Here is a 16,282-nt window from a genome sequence, read left to right on the forward strand (position 1 = left end):
TAAAGATGAACAATAAATATTTACCGTTTCCAGAAACTTTATACCGGAACTTCGCGCTATAAAACGAATCTGATGTACACAGCAATTTTGCGTTATCTGTTAATCGAGATCGAAACACATGAAAAAAACCACATTAGCAATGAGTGCACTGGCTCTGAGTTTAGGTTTGGCGTTGTCCCCCCTGTCTGCAACGGCGGCTGAGACGGCGTCTTCAGCAACAGCAGCCCAGCAGATGCCAAGTCTGGCACCGATGCTCGAAAAAGTGATGCCATCGGTGGTGAGTATTAACGTGGAAGGCAGCACGACGGTGAATACACCGCGTATGCCGCGTAACTTCCAGCAGTTTTTCGGTGAAGATTCTCCGTTCTGCCAGGATGGCTCGCCATTCCAGAGCTCGCCTTTCTGTCAGGGCGGTGTGCAGCAGGGCGGCGGTAACGGCGGCGGCCAGCAGCAAAAATTCATGGCGCTGGGTTCTGGTGTCATCATTGACGCTGCAAAAGGCTATGTCGTAACCAACAACCACGTGGTCGACAATGCCAGCGTAATCAAAGTACAGCTGAGCGATGGTCGTAAATTCGATGCGAAAGTCGTCGGTAAAGATCCGCGCTCCGATATCGCGCTGATCCAGATCCAGGATCCGAAAAATCTGACGGCGATTAAGCTGGCGGACTCTGACGCACTGCGCGTAGGGGATTATACCGTTGCCATCGGTAACCCGTTCGGTCTGGGTGAGACGGTGACCTCCGGTATTGTTTCTGCGCTGGGCCGTAGCGGTCTGAACGCAGAGAACTATGAAAACTTCATCCAGACCGACGCGGCCATCAACCGGGGTAACTCCGGTGGGGCGCTGGTGAATCTGAACGGTGAACTGATCGGCATTAACACCGCAATCCTTGCACCAGACGGCGGTAATATCGGTATCGGTTTTGCCATCCCAAGCAACATGGTGAAAAACCTGACGGCTCAGATGGTGGAGTACGGTCAGGTGAAACGTGGCGAGTTAGGGATTCTGGGAACCGAACTGAGCTCTGAACTGGCGAAAGCAATGAAAGTTGATGCGCAGCGTGGCGCATTCGTTAGCCAGGTGATGCCGAACTCTTCAGCAGCAAAAGCGGGCATTAAAGCGGGTGATGTCATTACTTCGCTGAACGGTAAGCCGATCAGCAGCTTTGCTGCACTGCGTGCGCAGGTTGGGACGATGCCGATTGGCAGCAAAATTAGCCTGGGTCTGCTGCGCGAAGGTAAGCCCGTGACGGTAAGCCTGGAGCTGCAGCAAAGCAGCCAGAATCAGGTCGATTCCAGCACCATCTTCAGTGGTATTGAAGGTGCAGAGATGAGTAATAAAGGCCAGGATAAGGGCGTGGTCGTGAATAACGTCAAAGCCAATTCTCCGGCGGCCATGATTGGCCTGAAAAAAGGCGACGTGATCGTTGGGGCAAACCAGCAGGCGATTAAAAACATCGCTGAACTGCGTAAAATCCTCGACAGCAAACCGTCCGTGCTGGCGCTGAACATTCAGCGTGGCGATAGCTCTATTTACCTGCTGATGCAGTAATCCCGCGCAACACCCTTTCCCGTAAGGGAAAGGGGTCTCCCCCGTTTTGTGAAGTTTCCCACAACTCCATATATCTTCCCGTCAGTTTGTGCATTTGCACAATGTTGCAGGCTAACATCTTCCCTATGCTTGTGTTCCGCTCACAGGAGGGTTTATGGCTGGCTGGCACCTTGATACCAAAATGGCACAGGATATCGTGTCGCGAACCATGCGCATCATTGATACCAATATCAACGTAATGGATGCCCGTGGGCGTATTATCGGCAGCGGCGATCGCGAACGTATTGGTGAATTGCACGAAGGGGCATTGCTGGTGTTGTCGCAAGGGCGTGTTGTTGATATCGATGATGCGGTGGCCCGGCATCTGCACGGCGTACGTCAGGGGATAAACCTGCCGCTGCGACTTGAGGGGGAGATCGTTGGAGTCATTGGCTTGACGGGGCAACCTGAGCACTTGCGTAAATACGGCGAACTGGTGTGTATGACCGCCGAAATGATGCTTGAGCAGTCACGCCTGATGCACCTGCTGGCGCAAGACAGCCGTCTGCGTGAAGAGCTGGTCATGAACCTCATTCAGGCGGAAGAAAATACGCCCGCGCTGACCGAATGGGCGCAGCGACTGGGGATCGATTTGAACCAACCGCGTGTGGTTGCCGTGTTGGAAGTTGACAGCGGCCAGCTTGGCGTTGATAGCGCCATGGCAGAGCTACAGCAGTTACAGAATGCGCTGACCACCCCTGAGCGTAATAATCTGGTGGCGATTGTGTCACTCACTGAAATGGTGGTGTTGAAGCCTGCGCTAAATCAGTTTGGCCGCTGGGATGCGGATGATCACCGAAGGCGTGTTGAACAGCTTATCGCGCGGATGAAAGAGAATGGGCATCTCCGTTTTCGCGTCGCCTTGGGCAACTATTTTACCGGCCCCGGCAGCATTGCCCGCTCGTATCGTACTGCCCGCACGACCCTGATGGTGGGGAAACAGCGGATGCCGGAAAGCCGCGGTTACTTTTACCAGGATCTCATGTTACCGGTGCTGCTGGACAGTTTGCGCGGCGGCTGGCAAGCCAATGAGCTGGCGAGGCCGTTAGCACGACTAAAAGCGATGGATAACAACGGATTATTGCGCCGGACACTGGCCGCGTGGTTTCGCCACAACGTACAACCGCTGGCGACATCAAAAGCGTTATTCATCCACCGCAATACGCTGGAGTACCGCCTGAACCGTATCTCTGAATTAACCGGGCTGGATTTGGGGAATTTTGACGATCGGCTGTTGTTGTATGTGGCGTTGCAGCTGGATGAACAACGGTAAAAATAGTACCGGGCGGCGTTGATGCTTGCCCGGCCTACGATTTCTGATCTGTAGGCCTGATAAGCGTAGCGTCATCAGGCAAAACAGATCGCCCCGGGTAACTTATTTACCGCGAGTCAGCTTTTCAAGATCGGACTCAATTTCAGTGATCTTGTTAGCGACGACGCTCTCCAGGTGACGAAGATCGTCGAGGATCTTACGTTTAAGATCGACTTCAGTGCGGTCACGCTGGCAGATCTGATCCAGTTCGTCGATCACATAGCGTAAATTCGGGCTGATCTCCTGCACCTCTTTGTACCCCTGACCAACACCATCGGCGACGACCGTTTTGCGCTGGCGAGGATATTTAAACTTAACGCTCTTGGCAAAGAATTCGCCTTTATCCTTCTGGAAGTAGATTTTCAGGATATCGTTGTTGGCTTCTTGCCGCAGGCTGTATCGATCGATTTCTTCAGGATTGGTAATGCCCAGACTTTTCAGATTGTCGTACATAGCGGTACCCCTAATCTCAACATAACCTTTGAATAATTAACGAAAAGTTCTTTTTCCGCCACCAGAAGATATAAAAAAAGCGGGGTTGCCCCCGCTTTTTTTAATCATGATTAGTCGATGGTGCGTAGTAGCTCGTTGATGCCCACTTTGCCACGGGTTTTTGCATCCACTTTTTTCACAATCACGGCACAGTACAGGCTGTATTTCCCGTCTTTGGACGGCAGGTTGCCGGAAACGACCACGGAGCCTGCCGGAACGCGGCCATAGTGCACTTCACCGGTTTCGCGATCATAGATACGGGTGCTTTGACCGATGTACACGCCCATGGAGATCACGGAACCTTCTTCCACAATAACCCCTTCAACGACTTCTGAACGCGCGCCGATAAAGCAGTTATCTTCGATGATGGTTGGGTTTGCCTGCAGCGGCTCCAGAACACCACCGATACCAACACCGCCAGACAGGTGAACGTTTTTACCAATCTGCGCACAGGAACCAACAGTCGCCCAGGTGTCAACCATGGTGCCTTCGTCAACGTAAGCGCCGATGTTCACGTAGGATGGCATCAGCACAGTATTGCGAGCGATAAACGCGCCCTGACGCACTGCCGCTGGCGGAACCACACGGAAGCCTTCTTTCTGGAAACGCGCTTCATCGTAGTTAGCGAATTTCATTGGCACTTTATCGAAGTAGCGGCTTTCCGCACCGTCGATAACCTGGTTATCGTTAATACGGAAAGAGAGCAGTACCGCTTTCTTCAGCCACTGATGGGTGACCCACTGACCATCAATCTTTTCTGCGACACGCAGCACGCCGGAATCCAGCAGAGAAATGACCTGATTAACCGCTTCACGGGTCACGGTATCTACATTTGCCGGAGTGATGTCGGCACGGCGCTCGAAAGCGGACTCAATAACGTTCTGTAACTGCTGCATTGTTGAACTCTTATCCATATAAATAAACACACTACACTTTATCGTTTGGATTGAGGGCCTCTGTCAACCGTTGATGCACTTCCTGCTGCAGCTCATTATTAAGCGCACGCCGGTCGGCTGTGGCGATTATGAATAAATCTTCTACTCGCTCACCAATGGTTGTAATTCGGGCGCCATGAAGCGAAATTCCCAGATCGGCAAAAATTTGCCCGACGCGTGCCAGCAGCCCGGGTTGATCGAGTGCAATCAATTCCAGGAACGATTTCCGGTCGGTATGGGTCGGGAGGAAATTCACTTCTGTCTCGACAGTAAAATGGCGAAGTTTGGCCGGTTGGCGACGCGGCTGCGGCGGTTGCCAGCTGCGCTGCGTGATCGCCTGCTCCAGCCCAAAACGGATGGCTTCGTGGCGATCCGACGAAAGAGGGCTGCCATCGGGTTCCAGAACGATAAACGTATCCATCGCCATGCCGTCGCGGGTGGTGAAAATCTGCGCGTCGTGAACGCTCAGATTACGCCTGTCCAGCTCGGCGCAGACGGCGGCAAACAGATACGGTCTGTCCGGGCTCCAGATAAATATTTCGGTTCCGCCGCGCGTGGCATGCGGGCTGAGCAGAATTAACGGTTCATTGAGATCATGCTGCAACAAATGCCGTGCGTGCCAGGCCAGTTGATTTGGGCTATGGCGGACAAAATAGTTAGCACGGCAGCGCGACCAGATGTGATGCAGCGCTTCTTCGTTAATATTATCCATACGCAACAGCGCCAGGGCCTGCAATTGGTGATGACGCACACGCTCGCGCATATCGGGCGTATTCTGCATTCCCCGACGGAGCTGTTTCTCAGTGGCGAAATACAGTTCACGCAACAGGCTCTGCTTCCAGCTATTCCACAGCGTTTCATTGGTGGCGCAAATGTCGGCTACCGTCAGACAGGCGAGGAAACGCAGACGGTGTTCTGTTTGCATCTCTTCGGCGAATTGCTTGATCACTTCCGGATCCTGAATATCGCGTCGCTGCGCCGTAACAGACATCAGCAGATGATGACGCACCAGCCAGGCAACCAGTTGCGTTTCGCGCGAGTTCAGACCGTGCAGCTCGGCGAATTTAAGCACGTCCTGCGCGCCCAACACCGAGTGGTCGCCGCCGCGTCCTTTGGCGATATCATGAAACAGCGCGGCGATAAAAATCAGCTCGGGTTGTCGCAGGCGAGGCCAGAGATCCACGCACAGCGGGTGAGCCTGACGCGTCTCTTCTTTGGCGAAGCTCTCCAGCTTCAGCATCACCCGAATGGTGTGCTCATCCACGGTATAGGCGTGGAACAGGTCAAACTGCATTTGACCGACGATGTGCGACCATTGCGGCATATAGGCCCACAGCACGCTGTGACGGTGCATCGGCAACAAACCACGGCTGACGGCGCCGGGATGGCGCAGCATACTCAGAAACAACGAACGCGCTTCCGGGATGTAGCACAGGGGCTGATTAAGATGGCGGCGTGCGTGACGCAGATGACGCAGCGTGGTGGAATAGATACCCGTGATCGCGCTGTTGCGTACCATGATGTAGAACATCCGCAGGATCGCTTCCGGTTCACGGATAAACAGATCCTCGCTGCGCAGGTCGATCAGCGTACCGCGTAACTGAAAATCGTCATCAATGGGGCGCGGTTTTTCGTCGGCCGACAGCGCGAGGATTGCTTCGTCAAACAGCTGCAGCAACATCTGATTGAGTTCAGTGACGCGGCGGGTGACCCGGAAATAATCCTTCATCATCTGCTCGACCGGCTCGTTACCTTCGCCACGGTAGTTGAGACGCTGCGCAACGTTCAACTGACGATCAAAGAGCAGGCGGTTGTCGTAACGGCTGACCACCAGGTGGAGTGCAAAGCGAATGCGCCACAGAATATGCAGGCACTCGTTTAGCTCGGCCCGTTCTGCCTGGGTTAAAAAGCCGAAACCGACCATCTCGTCTAACGATGTCGCGCCAAAATGACGACGCGCCACCCACTGCAGAGTATGAATATCGCGAAGACCGCCGGGACTGCTTTTGATGTCAGGTTCCAGATTGTAACTGGTACCATGATAGCGGTGATGGCGCTGGTGTTGCTCTTCAACTTTCGCGGCGAAAAATTTTTCTGACGGCCAAAATCCTTCGCTGAAAATGTGTTTCTGCAATTCAAGAAATAACGCCACATCGCCGATGAGCAGACGTGTTTCGATCAGGTTGGTGGCGACGGTGAGGTCCGACAACCCCTCCAGCAGACACTCTTCCAGAGTTCGCACGCTGTGCCCAACCTCCAGTTTGACGTCCCACAGCAGCGTCAGCAATTCACCAATTTTTTGCGCCTGCGCGTCCGGCAACTTTTTACGGCTCAATATCAGCAGGTCGATATCGGAAAGCGGATGAAGTTCACCACGACCGTAGCCCCCAACCGCCACCAGCGCGACATCGCTAATTTGCCCAAAACCGTAATCGATCCACAGTCGCTGTAGAAGTTGGTCAATAAATTCGGTGCGGGCTTCAATAAGCATTTCGGCTGAAACGCCATCGTCAAATGCTTCGCCCAACCATCGCTGAAAGACATCAAGATGCGCTTTGATGTTTGCGCAGGTTAGCTCATGTTGAGGCCATACGCCGGGGTTTTGCGGTTGGCCAGGTAGGGTGGGGAGGGCCGTGTTCGCATGTTGTTCTGGAAGAGTATTCATCGTATGCCACCCATTAAAAAGCCGGATGACGGCGCGAGCGCCTTATCCGGCCTACGGGATAGTGCAATTTGTAGGCCTGATAAGATGCAGGAGCATCGCCATCAGGCAAAAAATTATTCGTCGTGCGTGATTACCGCCGGGATGGTGTCATCCTTGCGTAATGTCAGAATTTCACAGCCATTCTCTGTCACCACAATAGTATGCTCATACTGCGCGGACAAGCTGCGATCTTTCGTTTTTACCGTCCAGCCATCTTTCATGGTACGGATACGATAATCACCGGCGTTCAGCATCGGTTCAATGGTGAACGTCATCCCGGTTTGCAGCACTACACCGCCGTCATCAGCATCGTAGTGCAGAACCTGCGGTTCTTCATGGAAACCACGGCCGATGCCGTGGCCGCAATATTCACGCACCACGGAGAAGCCTTCGCCTTCCGCATATTTCTGAATGGCAGCGCCCAGCGTACGCAGACGGATACCCGGTTTTACCATCCGCAGCGCCAGATACAGGCTTTCCTGCGTCACACGGCACAGACGTTCACCGAGAATGGTGGGCTTGCCGACGATAAACATCTTCGAGGTATCGCCGTGGTATTCGTCTTTAATGACGGTCACGTCGATGTTGACGATATCGCCATCTTTCAGCAGTTTTTCATCATCCGGAATACCGTGGCACACCACTTCATTAATCGAGATGCAGACGGATTTCGGGTAGCCGTGATAGCCCAGACATGCGGAAATAGCATGCTGTTCATTAACGATATAGTCGTTACAAATACGATCCAGTTCACCGGTACTAACGCCCGGTTTGATATACGGTTCGATCATTTCCAGCACTTCGGCAGCCAGACGACCAGCGACGCGCATTTTTTCGATTTCTTCAGGGGTCTTGATTGAGATAGCCATGAATTCTGTCCATCAGTGTCGATTATTTCGACAATAATTGTGTAAGTGCTGACAATGGTATCAGTCAGGGGCACACGCTGCCAAATTGAGAATCATTCTGAACTTCGCCTTTCGTGCCACAAGTGCGTTGGCTGCATTTTTTCACCCCAGTCACTTACTCCTCGTAAACGCCAGGGGATTCAAAAATTTGCCGCCTTCGTGTAACACGAAATTCATTGTTCAATTTAGCACGGACTGCCAACAATTATTGGTGTCTGCGGCGTATTTGTGGTATAAAGCGCGCCGGACTTCCGTTCTCTCTCAGATACACAAGATAGACGGAAGCGACAAATCTCACTTTGTGTAACAACACACACGTATCGGCACATATTCCGGGGTGCCCTTTGGGGTCGGTAATATGGGATACGTGGAGGCATAACCCCAACTTTATATATAGAGGTTTTAATCATGGCAACTGTTTCCATGCGCGACATGCTCAAGGCTGGTGTTCACTTTGGTCACCAGACCCGTTACTGGAACCCGAAAATGAAGCCGTTCATCTTCGGTGCGCGTAACAAAGTTCACATCATCAACCTTGAGAAAACTGTACCGATGTTCAACGAAGCCCTGGCTGAACTGAACAAGATCTCTTCTCGCAAAGGCAAAATCCTTTTCGTTGGTACTAAACGCGCTGCAAGCGAAGCGGTGAAAGACGCTGCTAACAGCTGCGACCAGTTCTTCGTGAACCATCGCTGGCTGGGCGGTATGCTGACTAACTGGAAAACCGTTCGTCAGTCCATCAAACGTCTGAAAGACCTGGAAACTCAGTCTCAGGACGGTACTTTCGAAAAGCTGACCAAGAAAGAAGCGCTGATGCGCACTCGTGAGCTTGAGAAACTGGAAAACAGCCTGGGCGGTATCAAAGACATGGGCGGTCTGCCGGACGCTCTGTTCGTTATCGATGCTGACCACGAGCACATTGCTATCAAAGAAGCAAACAACCTGGGTATTCCGGTATTTGCTATCGTTGATACCAACTCTGATCCGGACGGTGTTGACTTCGTTATCCCGGGTAACGACGACGCAATCCGTGCTGTTAGCCTGTACCTGGGCGCTGTAGCTGCAACCGTTCGTGAAGGCCGTTCTCAGGATCTGGCTTCCCAGGCGGAAGAAAGCTTCGTAGAAGCTGAATAATAAGGCACGCTCGTTAGAGTGACCCCTTATATATCCTAAATAATTCGAGTTGCAGGAAGGCGTTGACGCAGCGAATCCCCCGGAGCTTACTTCAGTAAGTGACTGGGGTGAGTAAGGAAAACAACGCACCTGCGGCTTGAAGTATGACGGATATAGGCCAGGTAGTATCACGTTTGGTTAGGGGGCCTGTATATGGCCCCCTTTTTCACTTTTAAATCTGTGCGGTTTATGGCCGGGCAGATCAAATCTTCCGAGGATTTTAGAATGGCTGAAATTACCGCATCCCTGGTAAAAGAGCTGCGTGAGCGTACTGGCGCAGGCATGATGGATTGCAAAAAAGCACTGACTGAAGCTAATGGCGACATCGAGCTGGCAATCGAAAACATGCGTAAATCCGGTGCGATCAAAGCGGCGAAAAAAGCAGGCAACGTTGCTGCTGACGGCGTGATCAAAACCAAAATCGACGGCAACATCGCTTTCATTCTGGAAGTTAACTGCCAGACTGACTTCGTTGCTAAAGATGCTGGTTTCCAGGCATTTGCTGACAAAGTACTGGACGCTGCCGTTGCTGGCAAAATCACTGACGTTGAAGTTCTGAAAGCACAGTTCGAAGAAGAACGTGTTGCTCTGGTTGCTAAAATCGGTGAGAACATCAACATCCGTCGCGTTGCTTCCCTGGAAGGCGAAGTTCTGGGTAACTACCAGCACGGTGCGCGTATCGGTGTTCTGGTTGCTGCAACTGGCGCTGACGAAGAACTGGTTAAACAGCTGGCAATGCACGTTGCTGCAAGCAAGCCAGAATTCGTTAAGCCGGAAGACGTGTCTGCTGAAGTGGTAGAAAAAGAATACCAGGTTCAGCTGGACATCGCGATGCAGTCTGGTAAGCCGAAAGAAATCGCAGAGAAAATGGTTGAAGGCCGCATGAAGAAATTCACCGGCGAAGTTTCTCTGACTGGCCAGCCGTTCGTCATGGAGCCGAGCAAATCTGTTGCTCAGCTGCTGAAAGAGCACAACGCTGACGTTACTGGCTTCATCCGCTTTGAAGTGGGCGAAGGCATTGAGAAAGTTGAGACTGACTTTGCAGCAGAAGTTGCTGCGATGTCCAAGCAGTCTTAATTTTATAAGGAGCCGCCTGAGGGCGGCTTCTTTTTGTGTCCGTCATGCAAAATTCAGACAGACTCCTGGCGTTTCTGTGCTGATATGTGACATATCATATGTCGCCAGAATTAACCCCATCTTAATCGTTGACAGTCTCAGGAAAGAAACATCATGGCTACCAATGCAAAACCCGTCTATAAACGCATTCTGCTTAAGTTGAGCGGCGAAGCTCTGCAGGGTTCAGAAGGCTTCGGTATCGACGCAAGCATACTGGATCGTATGGCTCAGGAAATCAAAGAGCTGGTTGAACTGGGTATTCAGGTCGGTGTGGTGATTGGTGGCGGTAACCTGTTCCGTGGTGCTGGTCTGGCGAAAGCGGGTATGAACCGCGTTGTGGGCGACCACATGGGCATGCTGGCCACCGTAATGAACGGTCTGGCAATGCGCGATGCGCTTCACCGCGCCTATGTGAACGCCCGCCTGATGTCTGCTATTCCCCTGAACGGCGTATGTGACAATTACAGCTGGGCAGAAGCGATTAGCCTGCTGCGTAATAACCGTGTGGTTATTTTGTCTGCCGGTACGGGTAATCCATTCTTCACTACCGATTCCGCGGCATGCCTGCGCGGTATTGAAATTGAAGCGGATGTTGTACTGAAAGCCACCAAAGTGGATGGCGTATTTACCGCCGATCCTGCGAAAGATCCAACCGCAACGATGTACGAGCAATTGAGCTACAATGAAGTGCTGGATAAAGAGCTGAAAGTGATGGATCTGGCCGCGTTCACGCTGGCTCGTGACCACAAATTGCCGATTCGTGTATTCAACATGAACAAGCCCGGTGCGCTGCGTCGTGTGGTGATGGGTGAAAAAGAAGGGACTTTAATCACGGAATAATTCCCGTGATGACCAAATACAGGTAATATTCCGCTTTACTGTCGCGGGAGAGGCTCTTACCCGTATTATGAATTAATCAGGGCTATACTTAGCACACTGCCACTGTGTGTGACTGTCTGGTCTGACTGAGACAAGTTTTCAAGGATTCGTAACGTGATTAGCGAAATCAGAAAAGATGCTGAAGTACGCATGGACAAATGCGTCGAAGCGTTCAAAAACCAAATCAGCAAAATACGCACGGGTCGTGCTTCTCCCAGCCTGCTGGATGGCATTGTCGTGGAATATTACGGCACGCCGACGCCGCTGCGCCAGCTGGCTAGCGTAACGGTAGAAGATTCCCGTACTCTGAAAATCAACGTGTTTGACCGTTCTATGGGGCCTGCTGTTGAGAAAGCGATTATGGCTTCTGACCTTGGCCTGAACCCAAGCTCTGCAGGTAGCGATATTCGTGTTCCGCTGCCTCCGCTGACGGAAGAACGTCGTAAAGATCTGACGAAAATCGTTCGTGGTGAAGCTGAACAAGCGCGTGTTGCCGTACGTAACGTACGTCGTGATGCGAACGACAAAGTGAAAGCTCTGCTGAAAGATAAAGAGATCAGCGAAGATGACGATCGTCGTTCTCAGGAAGACGTGCAGAAACTGACTGACGCAGCCATCAAGAAAATTGATGCGGCGCTGGCAGAAAAAGAAACAGAACTGATGCAGTTCTGATTCCCCTGTACGACTAAAACGCCGCACAGAAAACCTGTAAGGGTTGGCTGGCGGCGTTTTGCTTTTTATCGTATCTCAATTCTTCTGGACGTCTTATGAAGCATTTAACCATTCTGGGCTCAACCGGCTCTATTGGTTGCAGCACACTGGATGTGGTGCGCCATAACCCAGACAATTTCCGCGTTGTTGCACTTGTTGCGGGTAAAAATGTTACTCGTATGGTCGAGCAGTGCCTGGAGTTCACCCCACGTTACGCAGTGATGGACGATGAGAATAGCGCCCGTCAGGTGAAAGCTGCGCTTTTGCAGCATGGCAGCTGTACAGAGGTGCTGAGCGGACAACAATCGGCCTGTGATATGGCGGCGCTTGATGACGTTGATCAGGTGATGGCAGCGATTGTCGGCGCAGCCGGCCTGCTGCCAACGCTGGCGGCTATCCACGCGGGGAAAACCATCTTGCTGGCGAATAAAGAGTCGCTGGTGACCTGCGGACGCCTGTTCATGGATGCGGTGAAACACAGTAAAGCTCAGCTTTTACCCGTAGATAGCGAACATAACGCGATTTTTCAGAGTTTACCGCAACCTATTCAACACAACCTGGGATACGCTGATCTGGAGCAAAATGGCGTGATGTCGATTTTGCTTACCGGGTCTGGTGGCCCTTTCCGTGAAACGCCATTGCACGATTTGGCGACGATGACGCCCGACCAGGCTTGCCGTCATCCAAACTGGTCGATGGGGAGAAAAATCTCTGTCGATTCGGCCACTATGATGAATAAAGGTCTGGAATACATTGAAGCACGCTGGTTGTTCAATGCCAGTGCAAGTCAGATGGAAGTGCTGATTCATCCGCAGTCTGTGATTCACTCTATGGTGCGTTATCAGGATGGTAGCGTCCTGGCGCAATTGGGAGAACCGGACATGCGCACGCCAATTGCCCATACGATGGCATGGCCGAATCGTGTTTCTTCTGGCGCGAAGCCGCTTGATTTTTGCTCGCTCAGTGCGTTGACGTTTTCTGCTCCGGATTATCAGCGCTATCCGTGCCTGAAACTGGCCATGGATGCCTTCGAGCAGGGGCAAGCCGCCACAACCGCGCTTAATGCGGCGAATGAGGTCACTGTTGCCGCATTTCTTGCACAGCAGATTCGCTTTACCGATATCGCCGATCTGAATTTATCGGTACTGGATAACATGGATCTGCAAGAACCACAAAGCGTAGACGATGTACTGAGGGTCGATGCTGTTGCACGTGAAGTCGCCAGAAAACAAGTGACGCGACTCTCCGTATGACGATATTCCAGCTACAGTAGATCGTGCTATTTGTTAGCGTTGTGCTTCGGTGATATAGTCTGCGCCACCTGATCGCAGGTATTTGGCTTTTTTCGGTCAGGTAAGCCGTGGTTTGACACGGCTTTTTTTTGTAAAGGCTTCAGTATTCCTGAGTACCGTTAAATCCTTTCAGGGACTAAAAACGCGTTATGTTGTCTGCAACTCAACCATTAAGCGAAAATTTGCCAGCACATGGCTGTCGTCATGTTGCGATCATTATGGATGGCAATGGTCGCTGGGCGAAGAAACAAGGGAAGATTCGAGCCTTTGGGCACAAGGCCGGGGCGAAATCCGTCCGCCGTGCCGTCTCTTTCGCTGCCAATAACGGTATTGACGCGTTAACGCTGTATGCCTTTAGTAGTGAGAACTGGAACCGACCAGCGCAGGAAGTCAGTGCGTTAATGGAGCTGTTTGTGTGGGCGCTTGATAGTGAAGTAAAAAGCCTGCATCGCCATAACGTTCGTCTGCGCATTATTGGCGATACCAGTCGATTTAACTCGCGTTTGCAGGAACGTATTCGCAAGTCTGAAGCGCTAACGGCTCAGAATACTGGGTTGACGCTGAATATTGCCGCGAATTACGGCGGACGTTGGGATATTGTCCAGGGAGTCAGGCAACTGGCAGAACAGGTGCAGGAAGGTCTGCTGCGCCCTGATCAGATCGATGAAGAAATGCTAAGTCAGCAGATCTGCATGCATGAGCTGGCTCCTGTGGATTTAGTAATTAGGACTGGGGGAGAGCATCGCATCAGTAATTTTTTGCTGTGGCAAATTGCCTACGCCGAACTTTACTTTACTGATGTTCTTTGGCCCGATTTCGATGAACAAGACTTTGAAGGTGCGCTGCATGCCTTTGCTAATCGAGAGCGTCGTTTCGGCGGCACCGAGCCCGGTGATGACAAAGCCTGATGGGGGTCGCTTTTGCTGAAGTATCGCCTGATTTCTGCTTTTGTTTTAATACCTGTTGTCATCGCGGCGCTTTTTCTGCTGCCGCCGGTGGGGTTCGCCATTGTTACGCTGGTCGTTTGTATGCTGGCCGCTTGGGAATGGGGACAGTTAAGCGGTTTTGCCACTCGTACACAACGGGTCTGGCTGGCGGTGCTGTGCGGGTTATTGCTGGCACTAATGCTATTTTTATTACCCGAGTATCATCACAATATTCGTCAACCTCTGGTTGAAGTCTCGCTTTGGCTGTCGCTAGGCTGGTGGGCGGTGGCGTTATTGTTGGTGTTATTTTATCCGGGGTCAGCCGCAATGTGGCGTAATTCGAAGACATTACGCGTTATTTTCGGCGTATTGACCATCGTTCCCTTCTTTTGGGGAATGCTGGCGCTTCGTGCCTGGCACTATGATGAGAATCATTACAGTGGCGCCGTGTGGCTGCTCTATGTCATGATCCTTGTCTGGGGAGCAGACTCCGGGGCGTATATGTTTGGCAAACTGTTTGGCAAACATAAGCTGGCGCCAAAGGTTTCTCCCGGTAAAACATGGCAAGGCTTCATTGGTGGTCTGGTGACCGCTGCGGTGATCTCATGGGGTTACAGTATGTGGGCTAACCTTGATGTCGCGCCTTCAACCTTGTTCATATGCTCTATTGTTGCTGCGTTGGCCTCTGTGCTGGGTGACTTAACGGAGAGTATGTTTAAGCGTGAAGCGGGAATTAAGGATAGCGGTCATTTGATCCCTGGACATGGTGGTATTCTGGATCGTATTGATAGCCTGACGGCTGCAGTACCGGTCTTTGCGTGCCTGTTGTTGTTGGTATTCAGGACGCTTTAACGGAAGGTATTATGCTGAGTATTCTCTGGAATCTGGCTGCATTCATCATCGCACTGGGTGTGCTTATCACCGTGCATGAATTTGGTCATTTCTGGGTTGCCCGGCGCTGTGGCGTTCGTGTCGAGCGCTTTTCCATTGGTTTTGGCAAAGCGCTTTGGCGACGCACCGATCGTTTTGGCACTGAGTATGTCATCGCTCTTATCCCCCTCGGCGGGTACGTCAAAATGTTGGATGAGCGCGCAGAGCCGGTGATTCCGGAACTGCGCCATCATGCCTTCAACAATAAAACCGTTGGACAGCGGGCGGCAATTATCGCCGCAGGTCCGATTGCAAACTTCCTTTTCGCTATATTTGCTTACTGGCTGGTCTTTATCATCGGGGTTCCTGGTGTGCGTCCGGTCGTTGGCGAAATAACGCCCAATTCAATTGCTGCCCAGGCGCAAATTCGTCCAGGAACGGAACTTAAAGCGGTTGATGGTATCGAAACCCCTGATTGGGATGCCGTCCGTTTACAATTGGTGTCGAAAATCGGCGATGAGCACACGACAATCAGCGTGGCGCCGTTTGGCAGCAACCAGCGACAGGACAAAACGCTGGATTTGCGTCAGTGGGCATTTGAGCCAGACAAAGAAGATCCTGTATCGTCTTTAGGAATTCGACCACGCGGTCCACAGATTGAACCCGTGTTGTCAGAAGTGCAAACGCACTCTGCTGCAAGTAAGGCAGGTTTGCAAGCTGGCGACAGGATCGTTAAAGTCGATGGTCAATCGTTAACGCAATGGATGATGTTCGTGACGCTGGTGCGCGATAATCCGGGTAAGCCGTTAGCACTCGAAATCGAAAGACAGGGGAGCTCCTTGTCTTTGACGTTAATTCCGGATACAAAACCGGTTAACGGTAAAGCAGAGGGTTTTGCGGGCGTGGTGCCTAAAATTATTCCTCTGCCTGATGAATACAAGACAGTACGCCAGTATGGACCATTCAGCGCCATCCTCGAGGCCACGGATAAAACGTGGCAGTTGATGAAGTTGACGGTCAGTATGCTGGGGAAATTGATTACCGGTGATGTGAAACTGAACAACCTCAGTGGGCCGATTTCTATCGCCCAGGGGGCTGGGATGTCAGCGGAGTTTGGGGGCATTTATTACCTGATGTTTCTTGCGCTTATCAGCGTGAACTTAGGGATAATCAACCTGTTTCCGTTGCCCGTTCTTGACGGGGGGCATCTGCTGTTCCTGGCGATTGAAAAGCTGAAGGGCGGTCCGGTATCCGAGCGGGTTCAAGACTTTAGTTATCGCATTGGCTCGATTTTGCTGGTGTTGTTAATGGGGCTTGCACTTTTCAATGATTTCTCTCGGTTGTAAGAGAGTGTTAGGAAGAACGCATAA

Annotated in this window: 14 protein-coding genes; 10 read left to right on the plus strand and 4 right to left on the minus strand. The window is 51.8% G+C overall.

Features of this window, described 5'->3' with window-relative positions; genetic code table 11:
* The first annotated feature begins 118 nt into the window (after window positions 1-118).
* Window positions 119-1,555, plus strand: coding sequence for a serine endoprotease DegP (gene degP / locus CJP72_RS11390; RefSeq protein WP_162381130.1), 1,437 nt, complete (start codon window positions 119-121; stop codon window positions 1,553-1,555).
* Window positions 1,556-1,709: 154 nt separating this feature from the next.
* Window positions 1,710-2,867 carry a DNA-binding transcriptional regulator CdaR gene (cdaR, locus tag CJP72_RS11395; protein ID WP_162381132.1) on the plus strand — a complete coding sequence of 386 codons (1,158 nt, stop codon included), beginning with the start codon at window positions 1,710-1,712 and terminating at the stop codon, window positions 2,865-2,867.
* A gap of 102 nt (window positions 2,868-2,969) precedes the next feature.
* On the opposite strand, the gene CJP72_RS11400 is transcribed toward cdaR, so the two are convergent.
* From CJP72_RS11400 to map, 4 genes are all read right to left on the minus strand, one after another.
* A complete protein-coding gene (locus tag CJP72_RS11400) occupies window positions 2,970-3,359 on the minus strand; it encodes a DUF3461 family protein (RefSeq protein WP_162381133.1) in 390 nt (129 codons plus the stop codon).
* A gap of 110 nt (window positions 3,360-3,469) precedes the next feature.
* The gene (gene dapD, locus CJP72_RS11405) at window positions 3,470-4,294 is read right to left on the minus strand and encodes a 2,3,4,5-tetrahydropyridine-2,6-dicarboxylate N-succinyltransferase (RefSeq protein ID WP_162381135.1); all 825 of its coding nucleotides are present in this window, start codon (window positions 4,292-4,294) and stop codon (window positions 3,470-3,472) included.
* 31 nt (window positions 4,295-4,325) lie between these two features.
* On the minus strand, window positions 4,326-6,998 hold the full coding sequence (gene glnD / locus CJP72_RS11410) for a bifunctional uridylyltransferase/uridylyl-removing protein GlnD (protein WP_162381137.1): 2,673 nt from the start codon (window positions 6,996-6,998) through the stop codon (window positions 4,326-4,328).
* Window positions 6,999-7,111: 113 nt separating this feature from the next.
* Window positions 7,112-7,906, minus strand: a complete 795-nt coding sequence (map, locus tag CJP72_RS11415) for a type I methionyl aminopeptidase (RefSeq protein ID WP_162381139.1) — start codon at window positions 7,904-7,906, stop codon at window positions 7,112-7,114.
* A gap of 447 nt (window positions 7,907-8,353) precedes the next feature.
* Here map and rpsB point away from each other — a divergent pair, with 447 nt between their 5' ends.
* The 8 genes from rpsB to rseP all read left to right on the plus strand — a co-directional run bounded on the left by rpsB (window position 8,354) and on the right by rseP (window position 16,258).
* Window positions 8,354-9,079, plus strand: coding sequence for a 30S ribosomal protein S2 (gene rpsB / locus CJP72_RS11420; RefSeq protein ID WP_162381141.1), 726 nt, complete (start codon window positions 8,354-8,356; stop codon window positions 9,077-9,079).
* 264 nt (window positions 9,080-9,343) lie between these two features.
* Complete coding sequence (gene tsf / locus CJP72_RS11425) at window positions 9,344-10,195, plus strand: translation elongation factor Ts (RefSeq protein ID WP_162381143.1); 852 nt, start codon at window positions 9,344-9,346, stop codon at window positions 10,193-10,195.
* Between the two features lie 153 nt (window positions 10,196-10,348).
* A complete protein-coding gene (gene pyrH, locus CJP72_RS11430; RefSeq protein WP_162381144.1) occupies window positions 10,349-11,074 on the plus strand; it encodes a UMP kinase in 726 nt (241 codons plus the stop codon).
* A gap of 153 nt (window positions 11,075-11,227) precedes the next feature.
* On the plus strand, window positions 11,228-11,785 hold the full coding sequence (gene frr / locus CJP72_RS11435) for a ribosome recycling factor (RefSeq protein ID WP_162381146.1): 558 nt from the start codon (window positions 11,228-11,230) through the stop codon (window positions 11,783-11,785).
* A gap of 95 nt (window positions 11,786-11,880) precedes the next feature.
* Window positions 11,881-13,077 carry a 1-deoxy-D-xylulose-5-phosphate reductoisomerase gene (gene ispC, locus CJP72_RS11440; protein ID WP_162381148.1) on the plus strand — a complete coding sequence of 399 codons (1,197 nt, stop codon included), beginning with the start codon at window positions 11,881-11,883 and terminating at the stop codon, window positions 13,075-13,077.
* Window positions 13,078-13,265: 188 nt separating this feature from the next.
* Window positions 13,266-14,024: a (2E,6E)-farnesyl-diphosphate-specific ditrans,polycis-undecaprenyl-diphosphate synthase gene (gene ispU / locus CJP72_RS11445; RefSeq protein WP_162381150.1), complete on the plus strand. Its 759-nt coding sequence runs from the start codon at window positions 13,266-13,268 to the stop codon at window positions 14,022-14,024.
* A 12-nt stretch (window positions 14,025-14,036) separates the two neighbouring features.
* Window positions 14,037-14,894 (plus strand): phosphatidate cytidylyltransferase, encoded by an 858-nt coding sequence (cdsA, locus tag CJP72_RS11450; RefSeq protein WP_162381151.1) that lies wholly within the window; start codon window positions 14,037-14,039, stop codon window positions 14,892-14,894.
* 11 nt (window positions 14,895-14,905) lie between these two features.
* Window positions 14,906-16,258, plus strand: a complete 1,353-nt coding sequence (gene rseP, locus CJP72_RS11455; protein ID WP_162381153.1) for a sigma E protease regulator RseP — start codon at window positions 14,906-14,908, stop codon at window positions 16,256-16,258.
* Window positions 16,259-16,282 lie beyond the last annotated feature (24 nt).

It is taken from the genome of Citrobacter sp. NCU1 (assembly GCF_010231475.1).
GTDB lineage: Bacteria > Pseudomonadota > Gammaproteobacteria > Enterobacterales > Enterobacteriaceae > Citrobacter_D.

Excerpts from the sequence above, each read along its gene's own strand:
- degP (WP_162381130.1), top strand. The coding sequence starts at position 119 with ATGAAAAAAACCACATTAGCAATGAGTGCACTGGCTCTGAGTTTAGGT.
- cdaR (WP_162381132.1), top strand. The coding sequence starts at position 1,710 with ATGGCTGGCTGGCACCTTGATACCAAAATGGCACAGGATATCGTGTCG.
- CJP72_RS11400 (WP_162381133.1), bottom strand. The coding sequence starts at position 3,359 with ATGTACGACAATCTGAAAAGTCTGGGCATTACCAATCCTGAAGAAATC.
- dapD (WP_162381135.1), bottom strand. The coding sequence starts at position 4,294 with ATGCAGCAGTTACAGAACGTTATTGAGTCCGCTTTCGAGCGCCGTGCC.
- glnD (WP_162381137.1), bottom strand. The coding sequence starts at position 6,998 with ATGAATACTCTTCCAGAACAACATGCGAACACGGCCCTCCCCACCCTA.
- map (WP_162381139.1), bottom strand. The coding sequence starts at position 7,906 with ATGGCTATCTCAATCAAGACCCCTGAAGAAATCGAAAAAATGCGCGTC.
- rpsB (WP_162381141.1), top strand. The coding sequence starts at position 8,354 with ATGGCAACTGTTTCCATGCGCGACATGCTCAAGGCTGGTGTTCACTTT.
- tsf (WP_162381143.1), top strand. The coding sequence starts at position 9,344 with ATGGCTGAAATTACCGCATCCCTGGTAAAAGAGCTGCGTGAGCGTACT.
- pyrH (WP_162381144.1), top strand. The coding sequence starts at position 10,349 with ATGGCTACCAATGCAAAACCCGTCTATAAACGCATTCTGCTTAAGTTG.
- ispC (WP_162381148.1), top strand. The coding sequence starts at position 11,881 with ATGAAGCATTTAACCATTCTGGGCTCAACCGGCTCTATTGGTTGCAGC.
- ispU (WP_162381150.1), top strand. The coding sequence starts at position 13,266 with ATGTTGTCTGCAACTCAACCATTAAGCGAAAATTTGCCAGCACATGGC.
- rseP (WP_162381153.1), top strand. The coding sequence starts at position 14,906 with ATGCTGAGTATTCTCTGGAATCTGGCTGCATTCATCATCGCACTGGGT.